Here is a 25,733-nt window from a genome sequence, read left to right as displayed (position 1 = left end):
CGCGTCAGTGCTAATTTTATTATCTTCTACAGGTGATCTATGACTTACGTAATTGTTCATGCCCTTGCTCCGATTTTTATCATCATGCTGCTGGGCTTCTGGGCCGGCAAAGCCGGAATGGTCGACAATAAAAACGTCTCGCTACTCAATATCTTCGTAATGGACTTTGCCCTGCCCGCCGCGCTGTTCAGCGCCACCGTGCAGACTCCATGGGCGGGTATCGTTGCCCAGTCTCCGCTAATCGTGGTGCTGACCGGCGCCATGTGGGTAACCTATGCGGCGATCTACTTCCTCGCCACCGGCGTGTTTAAAAAATCCCCGCAGGATGCCGCGGTGCTGACCCTCACCGTTGCGCTGCCGAACTATGCCGCGCTGGGCCTGCCGATTCTCGGCAGCGTGCTGGGCGAAGGTTCTGCGACCTCGCTCTCCGTGGCCGTCTCCATTGCCTGCGGTTCCGTGCTGATGACGCCGTTCTGCCTGCTGATCCTTGAGCGTGAAAAAGCCCGCGCCGCCGGTGAAAACAGCGGTTCAACCCTGGCGATGCTGCCGGTGCTGATGTGGCGCTCGCTGAAAAAGCCTATCGTCATGGGCCCGCTGCTTGGGGTGATCCTGTCTGCGATTGGCATCAAAATGCCGGACCTGCTACTGGCGTCCATCAAACCGCTGGGCCTGTCTGCCACCGCTGCCGCCCTGTTCCTGACCGGGGTGATCCTCTCTGCCCGTAAGCTGAAGCTGAACGCGATGGTCGGCATTGCAACAATCGCCAAGCTGCTGATCCAGCCGTTTATCGCCTGGGCTATCGTACTGGCCTTCGGTCTGCACGGTTCGGTGGCAATTACCGCGATCCTGATGATTGCCCTGTCCGCTGGCTTCTTCGGGGTGGTGTTCGGCAACCGATTTGGCGTGCAGTCGCCGGATGCAGAAGCGGTGCTGCTGTTGAGCTCGGTTCTGTGTATCCTGTCGTTACCGCTGTTTATTACGCTGACTTCAGGTATTTGATATGACATTCGCCCCGCACCCGCACGACTTACTATGGCTGAACAACGCCGACGCCTTACTGGATATTCAGGAGGCGTGGGTCACCAGCCAGTGGCACCCGGGTTTACCGGTAGTAGTGCGGCGCGAAGCGAATGACAGCGATGAAATTCCGGTAGGCGTGCGCGGCATGAAGCGCGAACAGCGCGCCGCCGGATGGGTGAAGGCAGCGGCGGTTTCCCGCGTGGTGACGCCGGAAGATCTGGCCGAACGCCAGCGCCTTCTGCACTCACCCTTTGTTTCCCAGCCGCCGGTTCAGGCGGCTATTTTGCTGACCACCTTTGCGTGGCCGTGGCTATGGGGCATCACCGGCAGCACCGGCTATGCGCTCGCCACCGAAATTCCGGTTCTGCACGCCGACAGCGATCTCGATTTAGTGATTCGCGCCCCGCAGCCGCTGACCAACGATGAATTACGCCAGTGGCAGGCGCAGGTCGACACGCTGCCGTGCCGCGCCGATACCCAGATTGAAACGCCCTTCGGCGCGTTTGCCCTGAACGAATGGCTGCGCGAAGGACGCGTTCTGCTGAAAACCGCCACCGGTCCTGCGCTCACCGCTACGCCGTGGCACAGGGAGCCATCATGAAAATCCTCTTTACCTTTCCCGGCCAGGGCACACAACGTCCGGGGATGCTGCACAACCTGCCCGACGGCGAGGCGCTTCTCGCCGACGTCCGCATCGCGCTCGGTGCTGAAACCGATAAGCTCGACACCCCAGAGGCGCTACAACACACCCGCGCGGTGCAGCTGTGTCTGCTGATCGCCGGCGTGGCCTGGGCGCGGGAGCTGATGCGTAACGGTGTGACCCCTGATATCGTCAGCGGTCTGTCGATTGGCGCCTATCCGGCGGCGGTAATTGCCGGGGCGCTCGATTTCCGCGATGCCCTGCGGCTGGTGGCGCTACGCGGTGATTTAATGGAGCAGGCCTATCCTCACGGCTACGGCCTGACGGCCATTGTCGGCCTGAGGCTGAATCAGGTTGAAAAGCTGATGGCAGACAGCGGCACCTATATTGCCAACCTGAATGCCGAAACGCAGATTGTGATTGCCGGACGGGATGAGGATATGGCGGTGGTCGCGCGTAAAGCGCTGGAGGCCGGAGCCAGCAAAGCCACCCGGCTGGCGGTGAGCGTGCCGTCGCACTGCGCGCTGCTGGATAAGCCCGCCGCTGAACTGGCCGAGGCCTTCAGATCAGTGACGTTGTCACGCCCTCTGCGTGCTTATCTGAGCGGGACAACGGGACGGGTGCTGTGGGAGCCGCAGAAAATCGCCGACGACTTAGCCTTTAATATGGCGCGCACCGTACAGTGGCAGGACGCCATGGTTTCCGCCAATCAGCGCGATGCCGGGCTGGCGCTTGAGATGCCGCCCGGCAGCGTGTTGACCGGGCTGACGCACCTCGCTGGCTGGCAGGGCGAGGCCATCTGCATGGAGCGCAACAGCGTTGAAGTGGCTCGGCACCTCGCGCGCCGGCTTAACGGGTAAGGCTGCGGGCGTACATCCGCCCTTCTGCCGCCAGCGCCAGCAGGTCCGCGTCGCGTTCGCGATGGTGCGAATAGACAATCGAGATCAGCTGGCGCATCTGGTACGGTTCCGCCAGCTTTAACAGCTGCACATCATTTTCATAGACTTTCTTCATTCGCCCCGGCAGGAGCGCAAACCCCACCCCGGCCTGCACCAGGCTAATCATCGAGAAGATATCGTTGACCCGGGTAACAATGTCGGGCTCAAAGGCCGCCACCTGGAAGGCTTCCTGAAATCCGGCGTAGGTGGCGAACCCTTCCGCCAGCGAGACAAATTTGCGGTCGGCATAATCGCGCAGGTCGGCGGGCGTTGAGGTGTCGAGGCGTTCCGTGGCCGGTGCCGCGAGGAAAATATCATCCTCAAACAGCGGTACCACATCGAAGGACGACTGGCTGAATTCGCCTTCATTGGTGGCAATCAGAATAGCGTCAAGAGCATCGTCTTCCAGCATATTCAGCAGCATCTGGTTGGAGCCCATGGTCAGATCCAGCTCCAGCTCCGGGCGGCGGAGCTTCATCCCCATGATGATGCGCGGCACGGTTTCCAGCGTCAGCGAATAGAGCGTGCCGATCCGCAACCGCCCCTGGCCCACGCCGGCGACTTTGCGCGTCGCTTCCAGACCGCGGGTCATCAGCGTTGTCACATCCTGACAGTATTCCAGCAGCGTCCAGGCAGCCGGTAGCGGCAGTAAATTGCGCCCCTTATGCACGAACAGCGGGCAACCCACGCCCTCTTCGAGAGTATGCAGCGCCCGGTGAACGCTCACCCCGCTCAGCTGCATGGCTTCGGCGGTTCTGGCGATATTTCCCTTTGCCATAAACATCATAAATACCGCCAGCTTGCGGAAGGTAATCTCCTGGTTGATATCGTCTTTCATTGCTGGCGCCCCGCTTCTTCGCCGTTGGCTTCGCTTTCTCTTATAAATTCAAGCCAGTATAAGCGCAAACGGCGGCGAGGGAGACGACGGTTTGCGGATCCGGCCATGTTTTGCCAAAAACGCGTCGTGCGTTGCCCTGTTCGATCATCAGGCTTCCTCACCCCGCGGCGTGGAGCGCGTCCAGGCCAGCAGCAGACTAATCAGCGTGAACGCCGCCATGATCCACGCCATGGTCCACGGCGTGCCGTCGTTCAGCCACGCCAGCAGCAGCGAAGAGATAATCCCGCTGCCGTACTGCAACGAGCCGATAAAAGCCGATGCGGAACCGGCGAACGCCCCGGCTTCGTCCAGCGCCGCGGCGGTGGAGGTCGCGGCGATCACCCCATTCATTGAGAAAAAGACAAACACGCAGGCCACAATCCCGGCAATCCCCGCCAGATCCATTCTGACGCTCAGCGCCAGCACAACCGTCGCCAGGGTGGCAACGAGCAGCGCCGATTTGAGCAGATGACCCAGCGGATGACGCTGGACCAATCGGCGGTTCACCACGCTTAGCGCCATCACGCCGAGAATATTCACCGCGAACAGCCAGCCATAGTGCTGAGGCGCCACGCCGAAATAACGGATATAGACATCGGGCGAACCGGTAATAAAAGCGTAAGCGGCGACGTAATAGCTGGTCAGGCTGAGGGTATAGCGCATAAAAATACGGTTTTTCAGCAGCAGTCCATAGTGATGAAAGGCCTTCAGCGGCGATCCCTGCTGACGACGATCCGGCGGCAGCGTTTCCGGCAACCAGCGCAATGCCAGCAACATCAACAGGCCAATCACCACCAGCAGCCAGAAAATGGCATGCCAGCTGGTGATTTTAATCATCTGCCCGCCCATCAGCGGCCCGATAATCGGCGCAATCGCCATCACGATGGTCAGGGTTGAGAGCATCTGCGCGGCGCGGGTACGAGCAAACAGATCGCGTACCATTGCCCGTGCCAGCATCGGCCCGGTGCAGGCGCCGAGGGCCTGAAATACCCGCCAGAAGATGATCTGATCGATGCTGGTCGAGAGCGCGCAGCCGGCGGAACCAATAATAAACAGCACCATGCCAATCAGCAGCGGCGTACGGCGGCCAAGGCGGTCGCTGATCGGCCCCCACACCAGTTGGGCAAGGGCAAAACCAATCAGAAAACCGGTGATGGTCAGTTCAGCATCGCCCTGCAGTTCCTCCGCCATCAGCGGCATGGCCGGCAGGTAGATGTCGGTGGACAGGGAGGTAAACGCCATCAGTCCGCTTAAAATCAAAATAAACAGCGGCCCGCTGGCGGCCTGTTTGTGCGGCAAAGTCATGTGAGATATCCGTCGGGGGAGCGTGCGATCAAGTGACTGTTATGTTATCGGTAAAGTGTCGACCGATAATCCCCCGTTAGCGTATCAAGCTTATGAACACCATTCATAAATCGCGCGGTGCCCGCAAGATATAATAAAAAAGGCCAGTCGGGGTTAACCGGCTGGCCTGAGGGTATTAACGATGATCTGCTGTCAGATTACAGCGCCATATCGTGTTGAGCAGACTCGGCACGAGCCGGTTCAGCAGGCTGGGCGTTGGCTGCGGTCGGAGCGTGCTTGCTCATGTCGATAACCGGCGGTTTCTCCAGTTGCAGCGTCGCGGCGGTGTCATCCCACACCTGTTGGGTCAGCGCGGCATTGTCATTCAGCTTCTGACCGTAGCTCGGCACGATGGCATGAATACGGCTCTGCCACTGCGGGGAAGCGAACTGTTCCGGGAACATCTGCTTAATCACGTTGAGGGTGATCGGTGCTGCCGTAGAAGCACCAGGCGATGCGCCCAGCAGCGCGGAGATGGTTTTTTGCTGATCGACCACCACTTCGGTACCCAGCTTCAGCACCCCGCCCTTATCGGCGTCTTTCTTGATGATCTGCACACGTTGACCGGCCTGGATCAGTTTCCAGTCTTCTTTGCGGGCATCCGGGTAGTACTCTTTCAGCGCGGCGAAACGGTCGTCGTCGTTGAGCATCACCTGGCTAACCAGATATTTCACCAGGTCGAAGTTATCGAGGCCCACGTGGGTCATCGGCAGCACGTTCTCGGTGGTGGTGGTGCTCAGCAGGTCCATAAACGAACCGTTTTTGAGGAATTTAGTCGAGAAGGTGGCAAATGGCCCAAACAGTACGACGCGTTTGCCATCAATGTAACGGGCGTCCAGGTGCGGAACCGACATCGGCGGTGCGCCAACGGAGGCCTGACCATACACTTTCTCGAGGTGCTGCTTGGTTACCGCCGGGTTTTCGGTCATCAGGAATGAGCCGCCCACCGGGAAGCCTGCGTAGTTATCCGCTTCCGCAATACCGGTTTTTTGCAGTAATTTCAGCGCGCCGCCGCCGGCACCGATAAACACATATTTCGCATCAATCGCCTGCTCTTCGCCGCTATTGACGTTTTTAATGGTCACATGCCAGGAATTATCGGCATTGCGTTTAAATTCGGTGACTTCAGCAGAGGTCTGCAGCGTGAAATTACTATTTTTCTTCAGGCTACCGACCAGCTGACGAGTAATCTCGCCGTAGTTCACATCGGTACCGACCGGCGTCCAGGTGGCCGCCACTTTTTGCTGCGGGTCACGCCCTTCCATCACCAGCGGCGCCCATTGTTTAATTTGCGCGTGATCGGTGGAGAATTTCATTCCCTGGAATAACGTGGTTTGCTGCAGTGCGTTATAACGTTTTTGCAGGTAGTCAACATTATCGCCCCAGACGAAACTCATATGCGGGGTTGAATTAATAAAGGTATGCGGGTCGTGCATAATGCCGCGTTTGACCTGGGCGGTCCAGAACTGGCGGGAGATCATAAACTGCTCGTTGATATCCAGCGCTTTACTGACATCAATCGAACCATCCGGGCGCTCCGGAGTGTAGTTCAGCTCCATATTCGCCGAGTGGCCGGTACCGGCGTTGTTCCAGCCGTTCGACGATTCTAATGCGACGCCGTCCAGCTTCTCTACCATCACCTGTTTCCAGTCCGGCTGTAATTCCTGCAGCCAGGTTCCCAAAGAGGCGCTCATAATACCGCCGCCAATCAGCAGAAAATCAGTTTTTTGCGCGGATTCGGTATTGGCGTGAGAGGCGGAACTGACGAACATCGCCAGAGCGGTCATCGTTAAAATCGATTTTTTAATTGCAGGCATAATAGAATTATCGCATAGCATAATGAAATAAGTGCAAACATGTTAACGCATTTCTATTATATTTTAAAATATCATTTACATTTTCCGCACAGTTAATCAATTTACAATAAATAATTTTTTAAGTTAAAAAAGTATTTATTGTCTGGCAACAGACGCAGAAAAATAAAACAGGCGGGTAAACAAAGAAAATAAGTCAGCCCTACCGCTTTCTTTAATTACTAATGCCCAATATCCCCACAAACAATAACGGCGCGCTATTTTTAGCGCACCGTTATGGATTGACGTGGTTCAGGTGGACCAGCGTAGATTAACTGGCAGGGCTCAGGGTAGCGGCCTGGCTTTGCTGGAGCGCGAGGCGCAGACGGTCGTTATTTTCCGCCAGCAGGTCCCGCGCCTGCCAGGCGTCAAGCCCGGTCATTATCATCAGGATGGCCGTCCGGCAGTGCTGGTTACAGCTGACCAGCGCGGCTTTGGCCTCACTACGCGAACAGCCGGTCGCGGTCATCACGATGGCAATCTGCCGCTCGGCCCAGCGCGGACTGGTGGCCTGCAGGTCGACCCGCAGATTGCCGTATACCCGGCCTGAACGGATCGCCAGCCCGGTGGCTAACATTGCGAGGATCTGCCGCTGCGCCAGTTGCGCTTTCGGGTTGCCATACCCTGCCACCGCTTCCGGTCCGGTTTGTGGAGCAATAATGATATCCGCCAGCTGGGCGGCTTCACTGTTCTGCTGTTGGGTCAGCACGGCAATAGGCGCGCCGAGGGACCAGGCGTGACGCATCGCCCCCCACACCCACGGGGTTTGCCCGCTGACCGTCAATGCCAGCAGCATGTCGTTGCTGCTGAACTCGATAGCCTGTAACTCCAGGGCACCGAGATTATAATCGTTCGCGGCGGTTTCCATCTCCTGCAGCGCGGCCACCGGCCCCCCGGCGATAAGCCCCACCAGCGCATGTTTCTCGTCCGGGGCAAACTCGCTGACCATCTGCAATGCCACGCGCCCGGATGACCCGGCGCCCACCACCACCAGCCGGCCTCCGCGGCTCAATGCGGCTGCGGCATTATCGACCAGACGGGCAATCTCCGGTAAACAGGCCCCGATGGCGTCGGCAATCTGCCGATCGTCCTTATGCAACATTGTCAGCATATCCAGGGTGGCGAGACGGTCTATCTGGTGGGTTTCGGGATGGCATCGTTCCATCATTGAAGCGGTTGGCTTACTGCTCATAAAAACCTCCTTTTAAAAAACTCCATATTCACTATAAGGATATTTACCACAATGTCCTGCGAGTGGGGTCACGCTTCACGGTTCTTTCGCGCCGCTTTTGGCTTTTTTACATTGCTTTAAGAAATGATTACCTTCAGCGATAATAGGTGCTTGCCGATTATTTCAGGGGATGTCATGAAGGATTCAGCGGCCCAGATACCACCCGTGCGTAAACGCCTGATGAGAATGAAACTGAGTACCGCCGTATCGCTGATGGTCAGCAGCGTCATCGGTTCGGTACTGCTGCTGGTTTACGCTCTGTGGTTTATCCAGATCAGTGACACCACCCGTGACGGGGTTAAAGACACGGCGCTGGCGGTCGCGCGGACCTTCTCCGACATGCCGGAAGTGAAGCAGGCCTTGAGCCAGCCGCAGGAGCGCGCGCTGATCCAGCCCCTGGCGCTGGCGATCACCCAGCGTAATGACCTGCTGTATGCCGTGGTGACCGATATGCACGGCGTGCGCTATTCGCACCCTAACCCGCAGCTTATCGGCAAACGTTTTATCGGCGAGGATATTCAGCCCGCCTTTGCCGGCAAAGAGAACGTCGCTATCAACCATGGCGTGCTGGCGCAGGCGCTACGCGTGTTTACGCCGGTATTCAACGACCAACAGCAGCAAATCGGCGTGGTGGTGGTCGGCATTTCGCTTAGCAAAGTGGATGAGCAGATTGCCCGAGGCCGCTGGGACGTCCTGCTGACCGTGCTGTTCAGCGCCCTGGTGTGCGGGATTGGCACCTGGAGCCTGGTGCGCGGCCTTAAGCGGGTGCTGCTGGGGCTCGAGCCGCACGAGATCTCCACCCAGTTCCAGCAACGCCAGGCCATGCTCCATTCGCTAAAAGAAGGTGTGGTGGCGGTCGATGCCGAAGGACAGGTCAACTTGATCAACCCCGCCGCCAGCAAGATCCTGTTGAGCGGCCCGGACCAGGCGATCGATCATACCCCGCTGCTGGCCGATCTGCAGGCGGTGCTGAAAACCGGCGAGCCGATTTATGACCGCGAGCTGGGTTGCAACGGCCTGCTGCTGATCAGCAACACCGTGCCGGTACGCAGTCAGAATGCCATCGTCGGTGCCATCAGCACCTTCCGCGATAAAACCGAGATGAGCCAACTGCTGCAGCGTCTCGACGGGATGGTGAACTATGTCGATGCGCTGCGCACCACGTCCCACGAATTTATGAATAAGCTGCATGTGATCCTCGGACTGCTCAATATGAAGAGCTACGGCAAGCTGGAGGAATATGTGCTGCAAACCGCCCATACTTATCAGGCGGACATCGGTGAAATTCAGCACCGCATCAAATCACCGGTGGTGGCAGGCTTTTTGATTGGTAAAATTCAGCGAGCGAAAGAGCGCGGCTTCAGCCTGCATCTGGCGGAAGAGAGCCTGGTGCCCGATTGCCCCAATGAAAAACAGGTCACCGTACTGGTCACGGTGCTGGGGAATCTCATTGAGAATGCGCTGGACGCCATGAGCGGCCAGAGCGAGGGCGAAGTGGGTCTGTTGCTGCACTATCAGAACGGCTGGTTAAGTGGCGAAGTGAGCGACGACGGCCCGGGGATCCCGGCCGCGAATATTGACGCCATCTTTAACAAAGGATTTTCTACCAAGGGTGAGAACCGTGGCGTCGGCCTGTTTCTCGCCAGCCAGCAGTTACGTGAGCTGGGCGGTACGCTTGCCGTCGAGTCAGAACCTGGCGTGTTTACCCAATTTTTTGTTCACCTTCCCTGGGATAGTAAAAGGAAACGTACGTGATAAATGTATTAATTGTTGACGATGATGCCATGGTCGCCGAACTGAACCGCCTGTATGTGGCGAGAATTTCCGGCTTCCGTTGCTGTGGCACGGCGTCTACGCTGAGTAAAGCCCAGGAGATGGTTAACGATAGCGAACAGGAGATCGATTTGGTGCTGCTGGACGTCTACATGCAGCACGACAGTGGGCTGGATCTGCTGCCGACCATTCGGGCTTCCGGCCGCCCTATCGACGTGATCATGATTACCTCCGCCGCCGATGCCACCACCGTGCAGACCTCGATGCACTACGGGGTGGTCGATTATCTGATCAAACCATTCCAGTTCCCGCGTTTTGAAGAGGCCCTCACCGCGTGGCGTGAAAAACGCAAACTGATGACCGGACAGCCCTATTATGAACAGGCCGATGTGGACCGCCTGCTGCACGGCAGCACGCCGGAAGCCAGCGATGCGCGGAAACTGCCGAAGGGCCTGACCGCCCAGACGCTGCGCACGCTGTGTCAGTGGATTGACGCCCATCCGGGCACCGAGTTTTCAACCGATGAACTGGCGGTGGCGGTCAATATTTCCCGCGTCTCCTGCCGGAAGTACCTGATCTGGCTGGCGCAAATCAATATTCTGTATACCAGCATTCATTACGGCGCCACCGGGCGTCCGGTCTACCGCTATCGGCTGGTGGCCGAGCAGTACAGTCTGCTCAAGCAGTACAGTCAATAAGTCGGTAGCCGTCGTCCAGCAGGTGGAAACGAAAACGGCGCTGCGATGAGAGGATCACCTCGCGATTTTTGGTGACGAAAATCGCCTCGATATCGTCACGGTGACGCAGCGCCGCACAGCCTTTCTCGACCCCGAGGCCGTAGATCAAGGTGGTCCAGATATCGCCGTCGAGCGAGTCGTCCGAAATAATCGTCACGCTCTCCAGTTCGTTATCCAGCGGGTAGCCGTTGCGCGGGTCAAGAATATGGTGCCAGCGGCGCCCGTCCTGCTCGAAGTAGCGTTCGTAGGTCCCGGAAGTCACCACCGATTGACCGTTGACGTCGAGGCTGCCGACCAGCGTATCGGCCGGGGCAAACGGCTTTTTCAGGCCAATCGACCACTCGCCGAGGGTGTGCACATTGCCGCCGAGATTAATCAGCGCCGCGCGCACGCCCTGTCGCTGCAGATCGTCGCGAACGCGGTCGGCGATATAGCCCTTGGCAATCGCGCCAAGGTCAATCTCCATGCCGGGCCGGGCGAGAAACACGCTACCGGCCGCATCATCAAGGATCACATCCTGCGGGCGGGTCAGCGGCAGCCGGGCTGCGATATTGTCCGCCGCCGGCACGCGATCGCCCTGAAAACCAATCCGCCATAGCTTCACCAGCGGACCGATCGCCAGATTAAACGCACTCTCCTGCACCATGCTGGCGGCTTTAGCGCATTTAATCAGCTGGTAAACCGGGCGGCTGACGCTGACCGGCTGACGACCGGCGGCATGGTTAATCGCCATCACCTGCGACGACGCGCGGTTAACGGTGAACAGATCTTCGTAGTGTTTAATCAGCTGGAAAGTGCGGGAGGCCAGGGCTTCATCGTGGGAGAAGAGTTTCAGCAGGATGGGAGAACCCATCAGCACGGCGGAGTAGCTATAGATACGCGGGTCACCTGACATGGTTGCAGCTCCTCTGTGTCACCCGGCAGGCAGCGCGCCGCCGGGGGAAAATGCCGGGCGAACCCGGCCTGTCATCACTGAGCGTTAGCCTCTGGCGCGTTTTGCCGCCTGGTGGCCCGCCAGGGTGCCAAAGATAATGATATCGGCCACGGCGTTGCCGCCGATACGGTTGCCACCGTGAATGCCGCCAACCACTTCACCGGCCGCATAGGCCCCGGCAATCGGCTGATGCGCGCTGTCCAGTACCGCGGTGTCGGTGTTAATGGTCACGCCGCCCATGGTGTGGTGGACCCCCGGTGCGATACGGATCGCGTGGAATGGCCCTTCGTTAACCGGCGCGCGTAGTGCGGTGGTCCGGCCAAACTCCTGATCATGCTGCTGTTCAACATAACCATTGTAGCGCTCAAGGGTGGCGAGGAAGGCATGGTAATCCATCCCCAGTTTCTCCGCCAGTTCACGCGGCGAGCTGGCGCTGGTCACCAACCCTTTGGCGATGTATTCGTCGGCCGCTTTGTTTTTAGCCCGGACATGTTCGTCGAAGACAATGTAGGCGTAGTGTTCCGGCAGCGCGATGATCGCGGCGGAGACTTTATCGCGGGTCGACATTTCGTTGAAGAAGCGGTTGCCCTGCTGATTGACCAGAATCGCCCCGCCGCCGCGAATGGATTCGGAAATCAGGTATGAGGTATTCTGCTCAACGGTCGGGTGAATCTGAATTTCGCCCATATCCACGGTACCGGCACCGATACGCTCCAGCAGCGCGATACCACCGCCGGTCGCCCCTTTGTGGTTGGTGGTGACAAAGCCGGCGAGATCCGGGCGGTATTTCACCACCATCGCGCTGTTGGCGCTGAAGCCGCCGGTGGCGACCACGATGCTCCGGGTCTGCACCACGATGCGTTCCTGCTCATCATTGAGCAGACGTACGCCGCTGACCTGCTGGCCATCCATCAGAATCTCTTCCACCGCGGTGTCGAGCATCACGTCGATACTGCGTTTATTGATGTTGCGCACCAGGCCGCTGATCAGATAGCCGCCGACCGCCGATCCGTCACGCGGACGGTGGGTACGGTCGATGCTCATGCCGCCGGTGGTGGTGATATCGTTGAGCATAATCCCGCGACGGGCCAGCCATTCGATGGCTTCCGGGGCATTTTCAACAAAGCGACGCAGCAGCTGCGGGTTATTTTTGTTCTGACCACCTTTTAAGGTTTCCTGATAGAACAGCTCTTTGCTGTCTTCAATTCCTTTCACCCGCTGGAAACGAGTCTCGGCGGCGTTCATCCCGGCAGAGGCCTTGATGGTATTCCCGCCGATGGTCGGCATTTTTTCGACGATCAGCACGCTGGCGCCTTCATCGTGTGCCTGAATCGCCGCGGCCAGACCGGCACCGCCGCTGCCCACGACCACCACGTCGTAGCTTTTCGGGGTCAGGTCCTCACCGCCTTCTTCCAGCGCCAGCGCTTTGCTGGATTTCAGCATCGCTTTCGATACCGCTTTTTTCACCGCTTCGCTCTGGCTGGTGGCACCGGAAATGGCGTCCACGTGCGGGGTGTTGGCGGTCAGAATACGTTCACGGATTTCTTCGAAACTGGTGGTGAACTCAACGGTCTGCGTCGGACCGGCGGCCAGGGCAATATCGGCAATGCGGTCGTTTTCGAGGCTGACGTTGATCACCAGCTCGTTCGCATCGTCCTGAACGGTTTCAACGAACAGGCCGGGTTTAAATTTCGCGTCTCCCATGCTCATATCGCGGATCATCGCTTCCACCAGCGAGAAACGCCACAGCGGTTCCGGAATATGCAGCGCTTCACGCTGGGTGCTGTCGATAAACAGTTCGAGATTTTCGTCGGCGGCAATCCGCGCCGCCCAGTCCGGATAGGCGATGCAGGCGCGGCCCACGGCGATCAGATCGTAGCCGTGATCCAGCCCCTGCTCGGCGTCAGCCGCGTTGACCACGCCGCCCACGCCCATCACCGGGATCTGCGCCAGGGTTTCAGAGCGTAGCGCGCAGTATTTTTCAATCAGCGGCGTTGGGTCGCTGGTGTCGACAATAGACGGACGCAGCGACGCCCCCACCGAGAAGTGCAGGTAGTCGAGACCGCGTGCCGCCAGTTTCTCCAGCAGGTACATGGTGTCGTCAAAACGGATGCCCGGCTCTTCGAGCTCTTCCGGCGAGAAGCGATAGCCGATAATAAAGGCATCGTCGGCGTACTGGCTGGCCATTTTGCGGGTGATATCGAGCACCGCCAGCGGGAAACGAGCGCGATTGTCGCGGCTGCCGCCCCACTCGTCATCGCGCTGGTTGGAGTTCGGGGAATAGAATTGCTGAATCAGGTAGGTGTTGGCGCCGTGGATTTCCACACCATCAAAACCGGCCAGAATTGCCCGACGCACGCCGTCACCAAACTTGCCGATCATGCCGGTGACTTCGTCTGCACTCAGCGCACGCGGCATTGCGGCGCCGTCACGCGGTGCGGCGAGCGCGCTTGGCGCCACCGGCTGACGACCGCCAATCAGCTGCGGGTCGACCATGCGCCCGCCGTGATAGATCTGCAGAATCGCTTTTGACCCTTCAGCCTGGATGGCCTGCGCAATTTTAGCCAGGCCGGCGATTTTCTCATCGTTGTCGATACCAATCGCGCCCGGGAAAGCCAGGCCGTAGTTATCGATAAAGCAGCACTCAACGATAATGGTCCCGATGCTGCCGGCACGCGCACGATAGTACTCCACCAGTTCGCTGGTGACGCTGCCGTCAAAATATCCGGTACAGGTGGTCATCGGTGCCATTAGCAAACGGTTTTTCAGTTCAGTCCCGTTCGGTAAGGTAAAAGGACGCAATATACGTGAGTTACTGGTCATATTAATACTCCAGATCTTAAATATTGATAATTCAGAATTGGGTGACGGAATTGTTTTTGGTTCTGTTTTTTAATTCCTGTTGTCATGATAATAATATAGCGCTATTTTTAGTTACCAAACTAATTACGTTAGTTAAAAAACTATTTAATACCCAGAATAACATCATTACCTCCATCGTATTATTAATTGCAAATATTACATTCACAAAAAACAGAAACCCGATAACACCATGGACACGTTTGTTAAAAATAAAAACATACCGAAAACAATTTAAATAACAATAAAATCATGTGCTTACAAACAAAAAGACGGTGACAACCGTTTTTTATCATCTGCAAAAAATTAACATTAAGCGTTATTTTAAACAAATAAACATCTCACCCATCAGGGTTATTATGAAAATAAAAAAACAGCTCCTCAGACAGCATTTGTTGATCTCGATCAATTGCAACGGTACGCCAAAGCGCAATATATAAATAACCAACAAATTAAATTTAACGCCCAACAAAATGCGTTAAATAACCGTCAGAAGCCAAACCAGAATCAACAATTAATAACTAAAGAAACTTTTTAAATTAAAGAAATCAATGGTTATGGCGTGACTCAACCGTATTTTCAACTACTCGCAGATACTCATTATGAAAGAGAAACAGACAACTATACCGCCTGCCGGTGCCGCCAGTCCGAAAGCGGCAAATAAAAACCGTCTGCTGATGATGGCCCTGCCCATTATTGTTGCAGTCCTTCTACTCTTCGTTCCCGTGCCTGAGGGTTTACCCCCGTATGCCTGGCATTACTTTGCTATCTTCGTCGGCGTTATCGTCGGTCTGATCTTTGAACCGCTGCCAGGGGCAGTGATTGGGATTACCGGGGTGGTGGTTATCGCCCTGTGCAGCCAGTGGCTGCTGTTCGCCCCGGAGCAGCTGGCCGACCCGAAATTCAAACTCGCTGGCGCCTCGTTTAAATGGGCAGTGAGCGGCTTTGGTAACTCGACGGTGTGGCTGATTTTCGGCGCCTTTATGTTCGCTGCGGGCTACGATAAGACCCAGTTCGGCCGCCGTCTGGCGCTAATCCTGGTGAAATATCTTGGCCGCCGCAGCCTGACGCTGGGTTATGCCATCACCTTCGCAGACCTGCTGCTGGCACCGTTTACCCCGTCCAACACCGCGCGTAGCGGCGGGACTATCTACCCGATCATCGCGAACCTGCCGCCGCTGTATGGTTCAAAACCGAATGACCCCAGCGCCCGCCGCATCGGCTCCTATCTGATGTGGGTGGCGATCACCGCCGCCTGTATCACCAGCTCGATGTTCCTGTCCGCGCTGGCGCCAAACCTGCTGGCCCTGGCGCTGGTCAAAAGCATTGTCGGCATCAATATCTCCTGGGGCACCTGGTTTATCGCCTTCCTGCCGCTGGGGATCCTGCTGATTCTGACCATGCCGCTGCTGGCCTACTGGTTCTACCCACCAGAAGTCAAAATCAACAACGAAGTCCCGCTGTGGGCCGCTCGTGAACTGGAAAAACTGGGCAAACTGTCGCGCAATGAGATCCTGCTGCTGGTGTTCGTCTGCTTCGCGCTGGCGATGTGGATCTTCGCCGCCGAGTGGATTGAACCGGCGCTGGCCGCCCTGCTGGTGATTGTACTGATGCTGTGGACCGGAGTGCTGGCCTGGAGCGATATCACCAATAACAAAGCCGCGTGGAACACCTTCGTATGGTTCGCCACCCTGGTGGCGCTGGCGGACGGCCTCTCCTCTACCGGGTTTATCGCCTGGCTGGGTAAAGAAGGCGGCGCGCTGATGAGCGGCATCTCGCCGGGGGTGGCAACGATTGTACTGCTGCTGGCGTTCTATCTGCTGCACTACCTGTTTGCCAGTACCACCGCCCACACCACGGCGCTGCTGCCGGCGATGCTGACTATCGCCTCCACAATTCCGGGCATGAACATGCAGGTGTTTGTCCTGCTGATGGTCACCTCGTTGGGTGTAATGGGTATCATCACCCCGTACGGTACCGGCCCAAGCCCGATTTACTACGGCAGCGGCTATCTGCCGACCAAAGATTACTGGCGCCTCGGCACCATCTTCGGCGCCATCTTCCTGGCCGCCCTGCTGCTGATTGGCTATCCGTGGATGTCCATGATGTTCTGATTCATAACCGCCGGGGGCTCACCTCCGGCGGTTTTACTCTTAGGGAGCTACGCAATGTCGACTAAACCGTTTGTTTATCAGGAAGCCTTTCCACTGGCGAAAGATGACACTGACTATTATCTGCTGAGCAAAGAGCATGTTTCACTGGCCGAATTTGAAGGCCAACAGATCCTCAAGGTTGAACCTGAAGCGTTAACCCTGCTGGCCCAGCAGGCGTTCCATGACGCGGCCTTTATGCTGCGCGTCTCTCACCAGCGCCAGGTCGCGGCGATCCTGCTCGACCCGCAGGCCAGCGAAAACGATAAATACGTCGCCCTGCAGTTCCTGCGCAACTCGGAAATCGCCGCGAAGGGCGTGCTGCCGACCTGCCAGGATACCGGTACCGCGATTATCATGGGTAAAAAAGGTCAGCGCGTATGGACCGGCGGCGGTGATGAAGCGGCGCTGGCCCGCGGCGTGTACAACACCTATACCGAAGATAACCTGCGCTACTCGCAAAATGCCCCGCTGGATATGTACAAAGAGGTCAATACCGGCACCAACCTGCCGGCGCAGATCGACCTCTACAGCGTTGACGGCGATGAGTATAAATTCCTGTGCATGGCAAAAGGCGGCGGCTCTGCCAACAAGACCTATCTGTATCAGGAAACCAAAGCGCTGATCACCCCGGCGAAGCTGAAAAACTACCTGGTTGAGAAAATGCGTACCCTGGGTACCGCCGCCTGCCCGCCATACCATATCGCCTTCGTGATTGGCGGAACCTCAGCGGAATCGACCCTGAAAACCGTCAAGCTGGCCTCGACCCGCTACTACGACGGTCTGCCGACCGAAGGAAACGAACACGGTCAGGCGTTCCGCGACGTTAAGCTGGAGCAAGAGCTGCTGCTGGAAGCGCAGAATCTTGGCCTCGGTGCGCAGTTTGGTGGTAAATACTTCGCCCACGATATCCGGGTGATCCGCCTGCCGCGTCACGGCGCCTCCTGCCCCGTCGGCATGGGCGTCTCCTGCTCGGCGGACCGCAATATCAAAGCGAAAATCAACCGCGACGGCATCTGGATTGAAAAACTGGAGAGCAATCCGGGCCAGTACATTCCGGAAGCGCTGCGTGAGCAAGGTGAAGGCAAGGTCGTCAGTATTAATCTCAATCAGCCGATGAGCGACATTCTGGCTCAGCTTTCCGCCCATCCGGTCTCTACCCGTCTGACCCTCAACGGGACAATTATCGTGGCGCGCGATATGGCGCATGCGAAGCTGAAAGAGCTGCTGGATAACGGCGAAGCGCTGCCGCAGTACGTTAAAGACCATCCGATCTACTACGCCGGCCCGGCCAAAACCCCGGAAGGATATGCTGCCGGTTCTCTCGGCCCGACCACCGCAGGACGGATGGATTCCTACGTCGATCTGCTGCAGTCTCACGGTGCCAGCATGGTGATGCTGGCGAAAGGTAACCGCAGCCAGCAGGTGACCGATGCCTGCCACCAGCACGGCGGTTTCTACCTCGGCAGCATCGGCGGCCCGGCTGCCGTGCTGGCGCAGCAGAGTATTAAGAGCCTGGAGTGCGTGGCCTACCCGGAACTGGGCATGGAAGCTATCTGGAAAATTGAAGTAGAAAACTTCCCGGCGTTCATCCTGGTGGATGACAAAGGTAACGACTTCTTCCAGCAGATTCAGAACAAACAGTGCGCGGGTTGCGCGCAGCGCTAACGGCGTAAATTCGTCTTAACGCGGAAATTAAGGGGAAGATGGTAATCTTCCCCTTAACCCGGTGACTTCGCGATTAGTGACCAGCAGACGGTGCCCCAGGCGCTCCGGCACGGCTAAACGGTGGACGCGCAAACCAAATCACCGCGATCAACGCCATAAAGCCCCAGCCCAACACCCAGAAATAGTCGATGGTCGACATCATGTAGGCCTGCTGCTCAATAGTTTTATCAATCAGCGCCATATGCTGCTGCGTCGCCCCGCCCATCTTTTCAACATACTCCACCGCTCCCGGATTATAGATCGACACGCTCTCGGTCAGGTTGGCATGGTGAAACACCTCGCGCCGCGACCAGATCCAGGTGGTCAGTGACGAGGCAAAAGAGCCGCCCAGCACGCGGAAAAACGTCGCCAGACCCGACCCCTCCGCCACTTGTGCGCCGTTAAGGTTCGACAGCACGATAGTGGTAATCGGCATAAAGAAAAATGCCACGCCGATCCCCATAAACAGCTGCACTTCGGCAATGGTGCGGAAATCGACATCGGTATTGAACTGCGCGCGAATGAGGCAGGATGCCCCCATGGTCAAAAATGACAGCGAAGCCAGAATCCGCAGATCGAACTTGTTAGCATAGCGGCCAATAATCGGGGTCATCATCAGCGGCAGGATCCCCATCGGCGCCGCCGCCAGACCGGCCCAAATCGCCGTATAGCCCATCTGCGTTTGCAGCCACTGCGGCAGAATAATGTTGATCGCAAAGAAGGCGGCGTACCCGAGGGTCAGCGCCAGAGTCCCGACGGCGAAGTTACGGTCTTTAAACAGGCGCAGGTTCACGATCGGGTGGCGCTCCCCCAGCTCCCAAATCACAAAGGAGACCAGCGAGATAGCCGAAATCGTCGACATGACAATGATGTGCGAAGACGCGAACCAGTCGAGATCGTTGCCCTTATCCAGCACCACCTGCAGCAGACCAACCCCCAGCACCAGCAACCCAATACCGATGTAATCGATTGGGGCATGGCTGGTGGTCTCTTCGCGAGCCCGCAGCTGGGTCCAGACCACAATGGTGGCGAAGATACCGATGGGCACGTTGATATAGAAGATCCACGGCCAGGAGTAGTTATCGGTGATCCAGCCGCCGGTGATCGGCCCGACAATCGGCGCCACCACCGTAACCATCGACAGCAGCGCCAGCGCCATACTACGTTTGCTTGGCGGAAAAATCACCAACAGCAACGTCTGACACATCGGGAACATCGGCCCGGCAAAGAAGCCCTGCAGCGCCCGGAAAATAATCAGCTCGGTCATGCTGTGGGCGAAGCCGCACAGAAACGAGGTCAGGGTAAACATCATCACCGAGCCGAGAAACAGCTTTAGCTGGCCGAAACGGCGCGTAAACCACCCGGTCAGCGGCAGCGCAATGGCGTTGCACACCGCAAACGAGGTGATGACCCAGGTGCCCTGATCGGCGCTGACGCCAAGGTTACCGGCAATGGTCGGCAACGCCACGTTGGCGATGGTGGAGTCCAGTACCTGCATAAAGGTGGCCAGCGACAGCGCGAGCACCGCCAGCCACATATTGGGCGGTGTAAAGGCGGCCTTATCTTGCATAACGTCTCTCTTAACGGGTGCCTGCGGCTACCGTTTTGCTGTTGTCATGAAGGATCTTAGCCACCAGTTGGTCCGCTTCTTCCAGCGGGTTTTGATACACATCCGTGGTGAAACGCGGGGTGCTAACGGTTTGCTGCGGCAGCAGATGCCCTGCGTCATCGCGAATATCAACGCTGACGTTCATCGACAAGCCCACGCGCAGCGGGTGTTTCTGCATATCATGAGGATCCAGGGTGATGCGCACCGGCAGACGCTGGACGATTTTGATCCAGTTCCCGCTGGCGTTCTGCGCCGGCAGCAGCGAGAAGGCGCTACCGGTACCAATCCCCAGGCTTTCAATGGTGCCGTGGTAGGTCACGTCATCGCCGTACAGATCGGCGCTGAGGGTCACCTTCTGCCCCAGACGCATCGCGTTCATCTGGCTCTCTTTGAAGTTGGCATCGACCCAGACTTCGTTCAGCGGCACGATAGCCATCAGCGTGGTCCCCGAATCGACGCGCATCCCGAGCTGCACCGCCCGCTTCGCCACATAGCCGCTGACGGGGGCAACAATGGTACTGCGCGAATTATCCAGATAGCGCTGACGCAGCGTAGCCACCGCGCTTTTAATTTCCGGATGGCTGTCGATAACGGTGTCATCGACCATCGCGATATTGGTACGCAAGGCCTCTTGAGCAGCCAACAGATCGCTCTGCGCGCTGGTGACCGCATCGCGGTAGTGCGACAGGTCCTCGGCGGCAATCGCCCCGCTCTGGAAGATTTTCTGCCGACGTGCGTAGTCGTTTTGCGCCGTCTGCAGGGCCACTTTTTTCGCCGCCACCTGCGCCCGGTAGTTATCGGCGGTGCTGTACAGCCCGCGCACCTGGCGTACCGTATTTGCCAGATTGGCCTCGGCCTGCTGCAGCGCAATGGCGGTATCACTCGGGTCGAGCAGCACCAGCGGTTGGCCTTTTTCCACGAAGTCGCCTTCGTCTACCGTCACCTGGGTGACGGTCCCGCCAATTTGCGGCGTCAGCGTCACCTGGTTGCCATTAACATAGGCATCATCGGTGGACTCATAGTAACGGGCATACAGCAGATACCACGCCAGGCTTCCTCCTGCCGCCAGCAGCAGAATAATGAGTAAAATAATAAAGTTGCGTTTGCGCTTACTGCCGCGCTCGGCCTGTTGTGCTGCGGTGGTTTCCATCTGTCTGGACCTTTTTAATTCATTAGCGATGAGGGGCGACGATCTCGTCCGGTAGCATTTTTGTCATTAGCGCTACCAGCTGGCGGGATTCATCGGGAGTCAGTCGGGCGGTGAGGTCGCTGATGATCGACACCAGCGCTTCATTGACAAAGCGCTCGCAGATGAGCAGCCCTTTGTCGGTCAAGGCCAGAATGACCTGGCGTTTATCCTGCGGGTTCACGCTCCGGCTGATGAGATCGCGCTTGACCATGCGATCGACCATCCGGCTCATGGCGCCGGCGTCCATCACCAGGTTTTTGCTGATCTCAACCGGGCTGTTGAAGCCTTTGTAGATACTGATCAGGACTTTGAACTGCGCGGCGGTAATATCCATGCCGGAGAAGTGCTGGTTTATCAGCTGGTCTTTGAATTGGTTTGCCAGATGAATGAGCAAACCTAAGTGAAATTTATTGTTAATAATACCCGGATGATTACTCATGATATTTGCCTGGTCAGTAATTACAGATGAAACTACTGACCAGGCAATTGTTTGTCAACGTAACGTCAAGAAGATCGCACATTTTGTCAGCCTGCCCCGCTCGGATCGCGATACCAGGCGCAATCCCCCCCCTGTGGTCCCTTTTCTGTCGGCGCTTGTATTCGCTTATCGCTGGTCTATGCTCAAATCAGAGTCTGCTCAGCGTGTCGCGTTGAGCGACTGAAAAATAACAATAATTCCTTATTTTTGGGTGCAGCATATGAACAGGATACCGGTGTTATTGTTGGCATGGCTTTCGCTGTGCCTGGCCTTCCCGCTGTCGGCGGCGGAACCCCGCCAGCAGCCCACTCCGCGCGAAGATGCCCGTACGGTCAAAATCTTCCACCAGCCGATTGTGATGCTGCAGGCCACTTTCGGGCAGACCACCCCCGAAGAGCGCGTGCTGCGGATCCGCAATATGCTGCGGGCCTTTACCGAAGCCGATATCAGCCAGCCGCTGCAGGTAGTTCCGGTCACGCGTTATAACCAGCCGGGCCGTTTGTTTCTGATGAACGGCAAGCCGATTATGATGTTGAGCCAGGCGGACCTTGATGAAGGTGATGATCTGACCCTTGACCAGGCGGCGCAGCGCGTACTGGCCAGAATGGAGACACAGCGCAGCTCGCTGCGTGAACAGTACAACAAAACCTATCTGGCACTGGCAATCGTTAAAGTCCTCATCGGCACGCTGGTGCTGGCCGCGATCTACTACGCGGCCTGGCGTTCCTGGCGCCGGGTGCGCCGCTTCTTTCATCTGCGGATCCTTGAAAAGCGCAGCTGGATCCCGCAAAACTGGCGACGTTTTCTTGGCAATATCGAAACCAAACTGTATGCCCTGCTGATGATTCTGCTGGGCATCCTGGCGCTGTACGCCTGGCTGAGCTGGGCGTTTGGCCTGTTTCCGTGGACCCGGGTGTGGAGCGAATCGCTCGGTGACTGGTCGGTGGGCGTCCTGCAGGAGATCGCGCTGTCCATCGCCTCCGCCCTGCCAGGCCTGATGATCGTGCTGATTATCCTGTTGATCACCTGGTTTTTTATCCGCCTGGTCAAACTGCTGCTGAGCCAGGTGGAGGCCGGACGGCTGCACATTCCCGGCCTGCATCCGGAAACCGTCGGCGCCACCCGCAAGCTGATCTCGGTGATAATCTGGCTCTTCGCCCTGTCGGCGGCCTATCCGTTCCTTCCCGGCGCCAACTCGCTGGCGTTTAAAGGGATTAGCGTCTTCTTCGGCCTGATGTTAACCCTCGGTTCCGCCGGCGTCATGAACCATGCAATGAGCGGGCTGGTGCTGATTTACTCCCGCGCGTTGCACAAAGGAGATGTAATCCGTATTGCCGATAACGAGGGCAAAGTCAGCGAAATCGGCATGCTGGCCACCAAAATCATCACCCGGGAAAACTACGTGGTGACGGTGCCAAATGCGGTGGTCGTCAGCGGAAAAATCACCAATCTCAGCGTGCCAGACAACGACACCGGCGGCAACGGTATTAACCTCACTACCGGCGTGACCATCGGCTATGACACCCCGTGGCGTCAGGTGCAGGCCATGCTCGAACTGGCGGCACACCGTGCGCCAGGCATCGACCATCGCCAGCCGCCGCTGGTTCGCCAGTTGGGCCTGATGGACTGGTATGTCTCCTACGAGCTGCAGGTCAGGCTGCTGGCGGAAACCTCACTGTCCGACGCCCGTACCGCGCTGCACAGCAATATTCAGGATGTTTTCAATGAATTTGGCGTCCAGATCATGTCGCCGAACTTTGTGATGCAGCCGAAGGGCTCGGTGGTGGTGGCGAAAGAGGACTGGTATGCCGAACCGGCGCTGGCGCCGCAGCAAGATGATGTGAAATCAGTGTAACGTCATTGCTGGCCGGCTCGCGCATTGCGACCAGCCAGCACCGTCAGGATTAAGCCGTTTTACCGTCCAGCTCATCGAACACCTGCTGCGCCAGATGCAGGGTGGCATTGGCCGCCGGCAGGCCGCAGTAGAGCGCCGAGTGCATGATCAGCTCTTTCAGCTCATCGCGGGTGACGCCGTTATTAAACGCCGCCCGCAGATGCATTTTCAGCTCGGCCTCGCGGTTGAGAGCAATCAGCATCGCGATGGTGATCATGCTGCGGGTGTGATGGTCCAGACCCGGCCTGGTCCAGGTTTCGCCCCACGCGTAGCGGGTAATAAAATCCTGAAACTCTTCATTGAGCGGGGTCAGATTGTGCAGCGTGCGGTCAACGTGGGCATCGCCCAGTACTTTGCGACGCACCTTCATACCCTGCTCATAACGCGCCTTATCATCCATGCTGTTCCCCCTGGAAGAAGCCTAGCAGCGCGGCGCTAAATTCGGCCGGCGATTCGATACTGGAGAGGTGCGATGCCGCGACCACCACCACCTGTGATGCCGGGATCTGTTGATGCAGGAAGTTGGCATCCACCACGGTAGTGACAGGGTCACTTTCCCCGGCGATAATCAGCGTCGGTACACTAATTTGCCCGACTTCTGCCCGCAGGTCAGCGCCCGCCAGGGCTTCACAACACTCGGCGTAGCCTTCGGCGTTGCTGTGGGTCAGCTGATGACACAGTGCCTCCACCACTTCCGGCGCGCGCTGCCGGAAGCGGTCGGTGAACCAACGGTCCGCCGCCCCCGCCGCCACCACGTCCATTCCTTCCTGACGCACGGCCCGGGCGCGGGAAAGCCAGCCGGCCTGATCGCCAATGCGCGCCGCGGTGTTAGCCACCGCGATACCGTAAAAACGTTCGGGCGCAAAACGGCCCAGCCACAGCCCGGTCAGGCCGCCCATGGAGATCCCGCAGAACCAGGCTTTGGCAATATTGAGCTGGTCGAGCAGCGCGATGACATCTTCGCCAAGCTGCGCCAGCGTCACCTTGCCGGATTTACTGGTTTTACCATGACCGTGGGTATCGTAACGCAGCACGCGGAACTGGCGAGTTAAGGCCGCGAGCTGCGGCTGCCACATCTCGCGGGTCGTGCCCAGCGAGTTCGAAAGCACAATTACCGGCGCGCCTTCCGGCCCGTCCAGCTGATAATCAAGGTTCATGCCGTTGCTCCTTGTAACGCGCCAGCACCTGGCGCACAAAATAGTCGGCGCTGCCGGTGGCCGTGGCCGGATCCAGCAGCTGCGTTAAACGGGAAGTCGGGAGATGTTGGCTGACCTGCGGGTCGTTCTCCAGCAGCGTCAGCAACGGGCGGGACTCGTCGATTGCCCGCCGACACAGCGCCTCAATGCAGTGGTGGGCATCGGCTTTGCCGATAAACGCCGCCAGCGCCAGGGTCACCGCTTCCGCCATAATCAACCCGTGGGTGATATCGAGGTCGGCCCGCATTTTCTGTGGGAAGACCTGCATGTCGCGCACCAGGCTCTCGCTCTGCGCCAGCGCGCCGCCGACCAACATCAGCAGCTCCGGCAGAGTCTCCCATTCGGCTTGCCAGCCGCCGAGCGCACGCTCATGCTGTTGGATCTGGCTGGCGTACAGCGTCGCCACCAGACCGGGCGTGCGCTGGGAGGCCGTTAAAATAGCGCTGCAAGCGATCGGGTTGCGCTTGTGCGGCATGGTGGAGGAACCGCCGCGCCCTTCTGCTACCGGCTCGCCCACTTCCGCCACTTCGGTTTGCATCAGTAACGAGAAATCGTTGGCAAATTTGCCGAGAGTGCCGCACAGTCCGGCGAACCAGGCGCCGACTTCCAGCAGCCGGTCACGCTGGCTGTGCCACGGCGTGTCCGGGAGCGCCAACTGGAGCATGGTTGCCAGCTGTTCCGCCACCGGCGGACCATCCGCTTTTAGCGAATCCAGCGTGCCCGCCGCGCCGCCAAACTGCAGCACCAGCACCCGCGGGCGCATCTCCCGCAGCCGCTGCTGCCAGCGCAGCAGCGCATCCAGAGTGCCCGCCAGCTTCAGGCCAAAGGTCACCGGCAGCGCGTGCTGCATCCAGGTCCGGCCCGGCATCACGGTGTGTTGATAGCGCTCTGCTTGCTGAGCGAAAGCGTCGATCAGCCGCTGAAGCAGCTGATCGGTGTCGTCTAGCGCGCCGCGCAGCTGTAGCACCAGGCCGCTGTCGATGGCATCCTGGCTGGTGGCTCCCCAGTGAACATAGCGCGCGGCCTCTGGGTCGTGCGCTTTGACTCTGGCCGTCAGCTGTTTTACCAGCGGGATCGCCAGATTGCCGGCGTTGACCGCCGCCAGCCCGAGAGCGGGAAAATCGATCTGCGCCTGCTGGCAGGCGTTGACGATCGGGGCAACCGCCGCCGCCGGCACGATGCCGCAGGCGGCCTGCGCGCGGACCAGCGCCGCTTCAAAATCCAGCATCCCCTGTACCCGCTGCGCGTCGCTAAACCAGTCGGTCAGCGGACTGCCGCGCAACATTGGGGTCAACAAGCTCATT

General features: G+C 58.1%; 20 protein-coding genes. 8 read left to right on the top strand and 12 right to left on the bottom strand.

All coding sequences use genetic code 11. From position 1 onward, the window contains the following. Positions 1 to 39: 39 nt before the first annotated feature. From ACMYSN_RS01475 to mdcH, 3 genes are read left to right on the top strand one after another with little or no spacing between them, the layout of a single operon-like run. Positions 40 to 999, top strand: coding sequence for an AEC family transporter (locus ACMYSN_RS01475; protein ID WP_174509321.1), 960 nt, complete (start codon positions 40 to 42; stop codon positions 997 to 999). 1 nt (position 1,000) lies between these two features. After that, complete coding sequence (locus ACMYSN_RS01470) at positions 1,001 to 1,621, top strand: phosphoribosyl-dephospho-CoA transferase (protein WP_462496725.1); 621 nt, start codon at positions 1,001 to 1,003, stop codon at positions 1,619 to 1,621. Continuing rightward, positions 1,618 to 2,520: a malonate decarboxylase subunit epsilon gene (mdcH, locus tag ACMYSN_RS01465; RefSeq protein WP_462496724.1), complete on the top strand. Its 903-nt coding sequence runs from the start codon at positions 1,618 to 1,620 to the stop codon at positions 2,518 to 2,520. The genes ACMYSN_RS01470 and mdcH overlap by 4 nt, the downstream gene beginning before the upstream one ends. On the opposite strand, the gene ACMYSN_RS01460 is transcribed toward mdcH, so the two are convergent. The 4 genes from ACMYSN_RS01460 to ACMYSN_RS01445 all read right to left on the bottom strand — a co-directional run bounded on the left by ACMYSN_RS01460 (position 2,510) and on the right by ACMYSN_RS01445 (position 7,864). Further along, on the bottom strand, positions 2,510 to 3,436 hold the full coding sequence (locus ACMYSN_RS01460; RefSeq protein ID WP_462496723.1) for a LysR family transcriptional regulator: 927 nt from the start codon (positions 3,434 to 3,436) through the stop codon (positions 2,510 to 2,512). The two genes, mdcH and ACMYSN_RS01460, sit on opposite strands and share 11 nt — an antisense overlap. 147 nt (positions 3,437 to 3,583) lie before the next feature. Next, positions 3,584 to 4,780 (bottom strand): multidrug effflux MFS transporter, encoded by a 1,197-nt coding sequence (locus ACMYSN_RS01455; protein WP_462496722.1) that lies wholly within the window; start codon positions 4,778 to 4,780, stop codon positions 3,584 to 3,586. Positions 4,781 to 4,977: 197 nt separating this feature from the next. Then, positions 4,978 to 6,591, bottom strand: coding sequence for a malate:quinone oxidoreductase (gene mqo / locus ACMYSN_RS01450; RefSeq protein ID WP_462498176.1), 1,614 nt, complete (start codon positions 6,589 to 6,591; stop codon positions 4,978 to 4,980). A gap of 352 nt (positions 6,592 to 6,943) precedes the next feature. After that, positions 6,944 to 7,864, bottom strand: coding sequence for an N-acetylmuramic acid 6-phosphate etherase (locus tag ACMYSN_RS01445; RefSeq protein ID WP_462496721.1), 921 nt, complete (start codon positions 7,862 to 7,864; stop codon positions 6,944 to 6,946). A 174-nt stretch (positions 7,865 to 8,038) separates the two neighbouring features. Here ACMYSN_RS01445 and ACMYSN_RS01440 point away from each other — a divergent pair, with 174 nt between their 5' ends. Both ACMYSN_RS01440 and dcuR read left to right on the top strand, forming a co-directional pair. Further along, positions 8,039 to 9,658, top strand: a complete 1,620-nt coding sequence (locus ACMYSN_RS01440; protein ID WP_462496720.1) for a sensor histidine kinase — start codon at positions 8,039 to 8,041, stop codon at positions 9,656 to 9,658. Further along, the gene (dcuR, locus tag ACMYSN_RS01435; protein WP_462496719.1) at positions 9,655 to 10,374 is read left to right on the top strand and encodes a two-component system response regulator DcuR; all 720 of its coding nucleotides are present in this window, start codon (positions 9,655 to 9,657) and stop codon (positions 10,372 to 10,374) included. The genes ACMYSN_RS01440 and dcuR overlap by 4 nt, the downstream gene beginning before the upstream one ends. Here the strand turns inward: dcuR and ACMYSN_RS01430 are convergent. After that, positions 10,355 to 11,308, bottom strand: coding sequence for an FAD:protein FMN transferase (locus ACMYSN_RS01430; RefSeq protein ID WP_462496718.1), 954 nt, complete (start codon positions 11,306 to 11,308; stop codon positions 10,355 to 10,357). The genes dcuR and ACMYSN_RS01430 overlap by 20 nt on opposite strands. Positions 11,309 to 11,392: 84 nt before the next feature. Then, positions 11,393 to 14,170, bottom strand: a complete 2,778-nt coding sequence (locus tag ACMYSN_RS01425; RefSeq protein ID WP_462496717.1) for a flavocytochrome c — start codon at positions 14,168 to 14,170, stop codon at positions 11,393 to 11,395. A 638-nt stretch (positions 14,171 to 14,808) separates the two neighbouring features. On the opposite strand from ACMYSN_RS01425, the gene ACMYSN_RS01420 reads away from it, so the two are divergent. Continuing rightward, positions 14,809 to 16,320 carry an anion permease gene (locus tag ACMYSN_RS01420; RefSeq protein WP_123754528.1) on the top strand — a complete coding sequence of 504 codons (1,512 nt, stop codon included), beginning with the start codon at positions 14,809 to 14,811 and terminating at the stop codon, positions 16,318 to 16,320. Positions 16,321 to 16,374: 54 nt separating this feature from the next. Next, positions 16,375 to 18,024: a fumarate hydratase gene (gene fumA / locus ACMYSN_RS01415; RefSeq protein ID WP_462496716.1), complete on the top strand. Its 1,650-nt coding sequence runs from the start codon at positions 16,375 to 16,377 to the stop codon at positions 18,022 to 18,024. A 73-nt stretch (positions 18,025 to 18,097) separates the two neighbouring features. Here fumA and ACMYSN_RS01410 read toward each other — a convergent pair whose 3' ends face one another. Genes ACMYSN_RS01410 through ACMYSN_RS01400 form a run of 3 tightly spaced genes read right to left on the bottom strand, consistent with a single transcriptional unit; the run spans position 18,098 to position 21,300 of the window. Further along, positions 18,098 to 19,633 (bottom strand): DHA2 family efflux MFS transporter permease subunit, encoded by a 1,536-nt coding sequence (locus ACMYSN_RS01410; protein ID WP_123754530.1) that lies wholly within the window; start codon positions 19,631 to 19,633, stop codon positions 18,098 to 18,100. Between the two features lie 10 nt (positions 19,634 to 19,643). Then, positions 19,644 to 20,822, bottom strand: a complete 1,179-nt coding sequence (locus ACMYSN_RS01405) for an efflux RND transporter periplasmic adaptor subunit (RefSeq protein ID WP_462496715.1) — start codon at positions 20,820 to 20,822, stop codon at positions 19,644 to 19,646. Positions 20,823 to 20,844: 22 nt separating this feature from the next. Further along, on the bottom strand, positions 20,845 to 21,300 hold the full coding sequence (locus ACMYSN_RS01400; protein WP_174509333.1) for a MarR family transcriptional regulator: 456 nt from the start codon (positions 21,298 to 21,300) through the stop codon (positions 20,845 to 20,847). A gap of 259 nt (positions 21,301 to 21,559) precedes the next feature. Here ACMYSN_RS01400 and ACMYSN_RS01395 point away from each other — a divergent pair, with 259 nt between their 5' ends. Next, on the top strand, positions 21,560 to 23,194 hold the full coding sequence (locus tag ACMYSN_RS01395) for a mechanosensitive ion channel family protein (protein ID WP_462496714.1): 1,635 nt from the start codon (positions 21,560 to 21,562) through the stop codon (positions 23,192 to 23,194). A gap of 49 nt (positions 23,195 to 23,243) precedes the next feature. On the opposite strand, the gene pcaC is transcribed toward ACMYSN_RS01395, so the two are convergent. From pcaC to ACMYSN_RS01380, 3 genes are read right to left on the bottom strand one after another with little or no spacing between them, the layout of a single operon-like run. Beyond that, positions 23,244 to 23,633 (bottom strand): 4-carboxymuconolactone decarboxylase, encoded by a 390-nt coding sequence (pcaC, locus tag ACMYSN_RS01390; protein ID WP_123754534.1) that lies wholly within the window; start codon positions 23,631 to 23,633, stop codon positions 23,244 to 23,246. Continuing rightward, positions 23,626 to 24,390 carry an alpha/beta hydrolase gene (gene pcaD / locus ACMYSN_RS01385; RefSeq protein WP_462496713.1) on the bottom strand — a complete coding sequence of 255 codons (765 nt, stop codon included), beginning with the start codon at positions 24,388 to 24,390 and terminating at the stop codon, positions 23,626 to 23,628. The genes pcaC and pcaD overlap by 8 nt, the downstream gene beginning before the upstream one ends. Next, positions 24,380 to 25,732 (bottom strand): 3-carboxy-cis,cis-muconate cycloisomerase, encoded by a 1,353-nt coding sequence (locus ACMYSN_RS01380; protein ID WP_462496712.1) that lies wholly within the window; start codon positions 25,730 to 25,732, stop codon positions 24,380 to 24,382. Before ACMYSN_RS01380 ends, pcaD begins: the two co-directional genes overlap by 11 nt. Position 25,733: the final 1 nt, after the last annotated feature.

The sequence above is a fragment of the Klebsiella sp. R445 genome (assembly GCF_051131755.1).
In the GTDB taxonomy this organism is placed as follows: domain Bacteria; phylum Pseudomonadota; class Gammaproteobacteria; order Enterobacterales; family Enterobacteriaceae; genus Klebsiella; species Klebsiella lignicola.
This window is presented reverse-complemented; position numbering and strand designations above follow the sequence as displayed.

Coding starts and splice junctions, on each gene's coding strand:
- ACMYSN_RS01475 (WP_174509321.1), top strand. CDS start 40: ATGACTTACGTAATTGTTCATGCCCTTGCTCCGATTTTTATCATCATG.
- ACMYSN_RS01470 (WP_462496725.1), top strand. CDS start 1,001: ATGACATTCGCCCCGCACCCGCACGACTTACTATGGCTGAACAACGCC.
- mdcH (WP_462496724.1), top strand. CDS start 1,618: ATGAAAATCCTCTTTACCTTTCCCGGCCAGGGCACACAACGTCCGGGG.
- ACMYSN_RS01460 (WP_462496723.1), bottom strand. CDS start 3,436: ATGAAAGACGATATCAACCAGGAGATTACCTTCCGCAAGCTGGCGGTA.
- ACMYSN_RS01455 (WP_462496722.1), bottom strand. CDS start 4,780: ATGACTTTGCCGCACAAACAGGCCGCCAGCGGGCCGCTGTTTATTTTG.
- mqo (WP_462498176.1), bottom strand. CDS start 6,591: ATGTTCGTCAGTTCCGCCTCTCACGCCAATACCGAATCCGCGCAAAAA.
- ACMYSN_RS01445 (WP_462496721.1), bottom strand. CDS start 7,864: ATGAGCAGTAAGCCAACCGCTTCAATGATGGAACGATGCCATCCCGAA.
- ACMYSN_RS01440 (WP_462496720.1), top strand. CDS start 8,039: ATGAAGGATTCAGCGGCCCAGATACCACCCGTGCGTAAACGCCTGATG.
- ACMYSN_RS01430 (WP_462496718.1), bottom strand. CDS start 11,308: ATGTCAGGTGACCCGCGTATCTATAGCTACTCCGCCGTGCTGATGGGT.
- ACMYSN_RS01425 (WP_462496717.1), bottom strand. CDS start 14,170: ATGACCAGTAACTCACGTATATTGCGTCCTTTTACCTTACCGAACGGG.
- ACMYSN_RS01420 (WP_123754528.1), top strand. CDS start 14,809: ATGAAAGAGAAACAGACAACTATACCGCCTGCCGGTGCCGCCAGTCCG.
- fumA (WP_462496716.1), top strand. CDS start 16,375: ATGTCGACTAAACCGTTTGTTTATCAGGAAGCCTTTCCACTGGCGAAA.
- ACMYSN_RS01410 (WP_123754530.1), bottom strand. CDS start 19,633: ATGCAAGATAAGGCCGCCTTTACACCGCCCAATATGTGGCTGGCGGTG.
- ACMYSN_RS01405 (WP_462496715.1), bottom strand. CDS start 20,822: ATGGAAACCACCGCAGCACAACAGGCCGAGCGCGGCAGTAAGCGCAAA.
- ACMYSN_RS01400 (WP_174509333.1), bottom strand. CDS start 21,300: ATGAGTAATCATCCGGGTATTATTAACAATAAATTTCACTTAGGTTTG.
- ACMYSN_RS01395 (WP_462496714.1), top strand. CDS start 21,560: ATGAACAGGATACCGGTGTTATTGTTGGCATGGCTTTCGCTGTGCCTG.
- pcaC (WP_123754534.1), bottom strand. CDS start 23,633: ATGGATGATAAGGCGCGTTATGAGCAGGGTATGAAGGTGCGTCGCAAA.
- pcaD (WP_462496713.1), bottom strand. CDS start 24,390: ATGAACCTTGATTATCAGCTGGACGGGCCGGAAGGCGCGCCGGTAATT.
- ACMYSN_RS01380 (WP_462496712.1), bottom strand. CDS start 25,732: ATGAGCTTGTTGACCCCAATGTTGCGCGGCAGTCCGCTGACCGACTGG.